Annotated in this window: 1 protein-coding gene; it reads right to left on the reverse strand. The window is 57.8% G+C overall.

What is annotated here, in order from left to right; genetic code table 11:
* Positions 1-192: metal ABC transporter permease (locus Q4563_RS20135; RefSeq protein ID WP_336623065.1), on the reverse strand; the 192-nt coding region annotated here is incomplete at its 3' end.
* Positions 193-268: the final 76 nt, after the last annotated feature.

The raw sequence follows: 268 nt of genomic DNA on the forward strand, positions 1-268 counted from the left end.
GGCCAGGGTCGGGTTGATATCGGAAATCACACCCAGGGTAATGCCCAGCAGCGCGCCATGGGCCAGGGTGTCGCCGAAAAACGCCATGCGTCGCCATACAACAAAGCTGCCCAGAGGCCCGGTGACGCAGGAGAGCAACAAGCCGCTGAGTAATGGCATTAACCACCAGTAAGATATCATCAGTGCATTCATGGCTGGCGGGTTTCCGCTGTTGGGTCGTCATCGGTATGGCCAACGAGGCAATGCTGGTGGTCATGGTGATGGGTGT

The sequence above is a fragment of the Gilvimarinus sp. 1_MG-2023 genome, from assembly GCF_030548285.1.